The 5,387-nt window shown below is 54.7% G+C and carries 5 protein-coding genes; all 5 read right to left on the bottom strand.

The window, feature by feature from the left end; translation table 11 throughout:
* Window positions 1-948, bottom strand: a 948-nt coding sequence (locus tag K3177_RS15260; RefSeq protein ID WP_221598964.1) for a hypothetical protein, incomplete at its 3' end; no start/stop codon positions are given.
* The gene (locus tag K3177_RS15255; protein WP_221598963.1) at window positions 945-3,485 is read right to left on the bottom strand and encodes a fimbria/pilus outer membrane usher protein; all 2,541 of its coding nucleotides are present in this window, start codon (window positions 3,483-3,485) and stop codon (window positions 945-947) included. The genes K3177_RS15260 and K3177_RS15255, both read right to left, overlap by 4 nt.
* Window positions 3,478-4,254, bottom strand: coding sequence for a fimbria/pilus periplasmic chaperone (locus K3177_RS15250; protein ID WP_221598962.1), 777 nt, complete (start codon window positions 4,252-4,254; stop codon window positions 3,478-3,480). The genes K3177_RS15255 and K3177_RS15250 overlap by 8 nt, the downstream gene beginning before the upstream one ends.
* Window positions 4,255-4,321: 67 nt before the next feature.
* On the bottom strand, window positions 4,322-4,942 hold the full coding sequence (locus tag K3177_RS15245) for a hypothetical protein (RefSeq protein ID WP_221598961.1): 621 nt from the start codon (window positions 4,940-4,942) through the stop codon (window positions 4,322-4,324).
* Window positions 4,943-5,091: 149 nt separating this feature from the next.
* Window positions 5,092-5,387, bottom strand: a 296-nt coding sequence (locus tag K3177_RS15240) for a hypothetical protein (protein ID WP_221598960.1), incomplete at its 5' end; no start/stop codon positions are given.

The following is a 5,387-nucleotide window of genomic DNA, read 5'->3' as shown; positions in this document are numbered from 1 at the left end:
GCACTCCGTACCGCCAGTTAGCCCTGCGCGGGGCGAGAAGGTTAGCGTTATCGTATCTTTATAGCTGCCAGCAGCTGCGGCTTTTGCTTCTCGCCCATCAATCTCGGCCCGTAGCCGATGAGTGTTGCCCATTGGGGCGATGCCCCTGTTACAGGCAACTCTCGAACCCGATGTCAAAGGAATGCCGGACAGCCATAAAGAATAATCAATTTTACGGTCGTCGCCGGCAAATCTTTTCAGCGCACCGTTCTCAGACAGAACGTCGATTTCGTAAGGCATTGTGGACTGTGCGGTAATCGACAGGCTCCGCGATATCGCGCCACCGTTCGCGTCAACCTTTCCAAAATCAAGCCTGCCGCGTTGTACGCCAGCAGATCCGATGAAGGTGCTGATTTTCTCTGGGACACGGAGGTCGATCGCCAACTGCGCGCCAGAATGAACTACCGGTACCCCGACATCTGCTTCGCCCGATAGACATTGATAGCGAACTTCTAACGGTTGATAGTAATTGCCTGCACTGACATCCTGACCCGCTGGAATGCGGAGGCGAAAGCTTTCACTCCTTACCTTCTGCACGCCCCTGCCGGAAAACTCAATCAGCGCCCCGTTGGTTGAGTTTGGCTGCTCGGCACCCATCGCGAAGACATTTCTGCTAGGATCGCGTGACCATACGACGTCGTAGCGCGCCACACCATTGACGCCGAGAAGCGGGTCAGGGCCAGACGGATCGGGATCCGCCAATAAAATACGCACCCCAGAAATCTTGGGATCAGTCTGGCGAATTTGAACATTGAAGAAACGATCCACCATCGCAGGAAGAAATGGATCGTAGGTGATCCGAAGGTCGGTCGCGGTCGCAGAAAATTCTGCGCACCGACCTTGTGCGTGAGCAGAGGTTGCAAAAACCGGTGACGCAATCGCCAGAAGGAACCCCAGTAGTGACCTCATTGCTCGTCTCCAGGTTGGAGTGGTTCTGACCGTACCAGTCCTTCAGCACCGGCTGGTATCTCGAAAGTATAGGTTTGCAATTTATCTCCGAACCCCGCCTCCGCTCGCCATCGCCCAGGCCGCAAACCAGCAGCAACAAATTTGCCAAATCGGTTCGTGAAAGCTTGGACAGGCGGCCGGTTCGGAGCATCCACTTCGTAAACGAGGGCCGCGGTCAACGAGAGAGGTTCGCCATTCGACTTCAGCAGGGCGCCTGTGAAAGTAATGGAATAATCAGACCCAACGTTAACAATATACCCCGAACGATACGGCGGCAGGATGGCTGCTAAGCCTGCACCTAAGTCGTAACCGAGGGGGGCATCAGGAACATCATAGGTCAGCAGTTGAGGCGCGTAAGCGGATAGATCTGTCGCAACTGCTCCTCCAAACATCCCGGAACGCGCAGTATATTCGTCGTCATTGGGCTGTAGATACACCGGCGCGTCATCAAGAGTGCGGTGGGGTGCAAAAATCGCAAAGCTATCAAAGATTGGTCGGCTTAGAGCCATTTCACCATCGGCAAATGCAATAGAGGTGCCCAGCCGTAAGGACGTTCGCTGATCGACGATTGACCGAGAATCGGTCGAGTATGACGTACTATGAGCCGCTCCTACCTCCGCGCGGTTTAACAAGGCGGTGATATTTCCGTTTGCTGCCAACTGCTCGTCGAAATATTCTACCGTTGTCTGTGCGTTAAAAGATCCGACACCGCGGCCGCTAGAGGTTTGATACGAGAGGCGTCCACCCTCCCGTCTTGTATCCAGTTCTGCCGTAGCTGTCGACCGAGCACCCAACCGGAGGGTCAGAGCTGCGCGGACACCGTATTCTCGGTTGGAACCACGATCTTGATAGCTGGCCTCTGCAGTGAAAAGCATGCGCGCGTTTACTCTCCAGCCATATGTGGTTCGTGCGGTGTACTGGTCAGGACGCGCTCGACCGACTGAGTAAAATCCATCTGCGCTAACGTAGTGATCGCGAGCAATCCCCATCGAAAAAGTGCCGCCGATCTCGTGGCTATATAGATTAACTGCAGTCCGAGCATCGGCAGTAGCGAAATTCTCGCTCACAAATTGGTAAGTGGCTATTAGTGACCGGCGCCTCGTATTTGCTGTGCCAAATTCACGTTCGAACCCCAGATTGAGCGCATAACCTGTGCCCACTGAATCGACACGCGATGCAGCGAGATCAAATCCGAGAGTGCCGATTGGAGACGCCCAAACCACTTCGGCACCGGCTACGCCTCCTCGCTCGCCGACCTGAAAGTTTCCTCCAGCTGTTACGGTCTCGCTGATCCCACGACGGTAGAATCCAGAAGCGGCAGGAGAACTGGTATAATCCCTCCCACGTCCACTGAAGGGAGTGGCGACGCCTGCGTAAACGCCGAATTCAGACAACCCTTTGGCGAGAAGATTGCGATCAAAAGCAATTGAGAAACTGACAACGCTTTCTCTCCCGCTGTCGGTTCGCACTACCAAACGGACATCGTTCGCTCCTTGAGCAAAGGGAAAATCGCCGATGTCGTAAGTGCCGGGTTGTAGTCTAGTTTGTTGAACGGATACCCCATTTACGAAAGTTTCCACCGTGGAACTCTGGGTAATCGTAAAGCTACGCTGACCGCGCGGTTGAATATTCCGTTGAGGATCCAAATCAGCGTAGATCCTTTCGGCCGAAATTCCCGCAATCGGAGCCGCTCCCGAAAACCCGCGTGAAACCGGACGCAGATCCCCGCCGGCAAACCGCATAGAACGACTTAACTCGTCGTATACCAGTCTGGTGTTCTCGCGCGTGAAGGCATCCTGAAGTGTCGCCTCGTTCTCCAGAACGAAGTTATTGAAACGCACAGCGCTATCGATCAGCACATTCGGGTTTTGGAAGCCTGGATCGAAACCTTTGTGAACGTAATCGAGATTGCCAAGGATCGTCACGTATCCCGACACGCCTGCCGGCGGCGTGATCTCGGATATGGCGAGAGGAGGCGCGCCTGATACGCTTATTTGCTGTCGCGGACGCTGCTCGACCGAGAGGGTTAGTTCAATCGCGAATGTCTGGGGGTTGTAGGACAGCAGAAGCCCCAAAGCGCGCAGTTCGCTCGCGCTAACAGTTGGCCTATTTGCCAAGTTCTGGGCCAAACGACTGGCAAAATCAGGTCTCAAACGCGAAATGATCAGCCCAAGAAGCTGTTCGGATTCAAATTCGATTTCCCCGTCAGCGCGCAGCAGATAATCGATTTGTCCTAGGACAAAGCCATTGTCGATCAACGGACCGCCGAGCGGGATATTCCGCCCGGTAGTATTTATCGCTTTGAGCTCATCCGCCAGCGAACCAGACAAGTCGGTACCCCGGACAACATTCGACGATGCCGATTGCTCTTCCGCAGGAGATTGTATTTCTTCGGCGATGAAGCGATCTGTTACATGCGAGTTCGCCGAGAGGTCGAGGACATGCAAACCGATGATTGAACTCGAAGCGGGAAGCAGAACGCTGGCTAGGCTAATCACTTTCCTGTTTCGCCATTTCTACACTGACCGGCCCTTCGCTGCTCGGCAGATCAAGTCCGATCGGCAAGGTGCGGGTAGCCCCTGAGGGAACGAGACCTAAGCCCATTTTTTGTTGGATATCTTCCGGTTGAAACACTTCTCGGTACACCACGCTGCCAGTGCCATCGCGTTGAGTAATGGTAAGCCGATTTGATCCGACGTAGCCGTAGTTATCACCGGTGTTTTGTACCTGAATTACCGGTTGCGAAATTCCGTTTTCGCCTTCGCGCAGAGTGCTTGAAATGATGCTCAGCTTCGCATCGCCGTCGGAACGGCCAACACTAACAAGAACACGGAAACGATGAAGAACCTGAATAGCATTCTGGTTTGGAGCGAAGGCCACCGGTAGCTGTGCGATAGTCACGTAGTAATGTTCGCTGTTCCGAGGCTCAGGGTCGCCTATCCACTGAACGCGGAACGCCTGTGTCGCACCCGGGTCCACAGTCGCCTGCGATGGAAACACGAGAAGATTCTCAGCTTCCTCGTTTTCGAATTCAACCAGTTCGCCGTCTACGATGCGCACCGGATGAACAACGACTTCGACAGGGGCAGTTTCGGCAAACGCATTTTGGAGCGTGATAACTGCGGACGCCTGACGACCCGAGGACTCCAAGTCGATAATAACGGGCTGAACGTTCAGCGCGCTGGCATGCACCGAAGTGAGCAAGAATTGAAAGGATGCGGCAATCGCAAGAAAGCGAACCAAACTAATTCTGGACAGCGATGGCATGCGGGGGTGTCCCAATTATCAAAAAGGCCGGGGCGTTCTCACGCCCCGGCCCATGAACTCACTTAGATTACGCGCCCGGCGTCAGAATGACGTTAACGAAGCCCGTGTAGTTACCCGCAGCAAGACGGCGATCCGTCAGCGACGTCCAGTCAGTTGCCATAGGGGCCGAGCCATTCGAGCTGGCAACAGCTTGACCATTCGTGGTCGCTTGGGCGAACTGCAGGTGGGTCGCGGTGCTGCTCAGGCTGATGTGACCACCGAAACGGTTGGCAACAGTCGACGGACCCGAAGTTGAAGTCGAGTCGAGAGCCAAACCATTGATGGATGCGTCAAGGTTATAACGAACGAACTGGCTGAAGCCGCCATCGGTCAAACCCGTGCCCGTCGCGCCTACGCGAGCGAGCACCGCGCGCTGAACCTCGACCTGGCTATTGGGAGCGTTGCAAAAACCGATGATGCGAGCGTTATTGAGGGCAGTAGCGATTTCCTGGGTCACGGCGCTACGAACCTTCGCATTGGCATCGGTCAGGTCGCCAAGAGTAATCGAGGTCTGCTGAGCCGAAATGCCGCACTTGCTAGCGACGTTCGCGTTGATATCAACCTGCTGGTTGACCGCTTGGGCCGAAGCTGCACCTGCAAAACCGATCGAGAGAGCGACAGCTGTTGCAGCACTTACTAACTTTTTCATTCTCAACTCCTATTAGATGGACGGCATTATTATTAAGTAAGATCCCCCGGTCCTTTTTTCGGATCCGAAGGGAGTGATGGAGTTCCAATTCACTCCATCATTACTTGCGGTCGAGCGACTGCAAATTTCACAAGGTTTGGGGCGCCGGGTCATGTTCGCGGTCCCACTACTAAAAGTAACGTATCGCGATACCGGCCCGGAGCGAGTCTGCGCGTCAACTCGCGTTGATCCGGCCATTCGACTTGCAGTGTGGCATCACGATCGATCGCTATTCCATTACGGGAACTCAGGCCCTGTCCGGCTTCAGTCGAAGCGAAGCTGCAAGTTCCTCCGACAATTAATTCGGATGAGGCGCAGCGCTCGGAAGCTATGACACCGCGATCAGTGTCGATACCGACGCTCAGGTAATAAGTTTTCGCGAAGGCGAAGCCCGAGCCATCATTCA

The sequence above is a fragment of the Qipengyuania pacifica genome (genome assembly GCF_019711555.1).
Classification (GTDB): domain Bacteria; phylum Pseudomonadota; class Alphaproteobacteria; order Sphingomonadales; family Sphingomonadaceae; genus Qipengyuania; species Qipengyuania pacifica.
This window is presented reverse-complemented; position numbering and strand designations above follow the sequence as displayed.

Excerpts from the sequence above, each read along its gene's own strand:
- K3177_RS15250 (WP_221598962.1), bottom strand. The coding sequence starts at position 4,254 with ATGCCATCGCTGTCCAGAATTAGTTTGGTTCGCTTTCTTGCGATTGCC.
- K3177_RS15245 (WP_221598961.1), bottom strand. The coding sequence starts at position 4,942 with ATGAAAAAGTTAGTAAGTGCTGCAACAGCTGTCGCTCTCTCGATCGGT.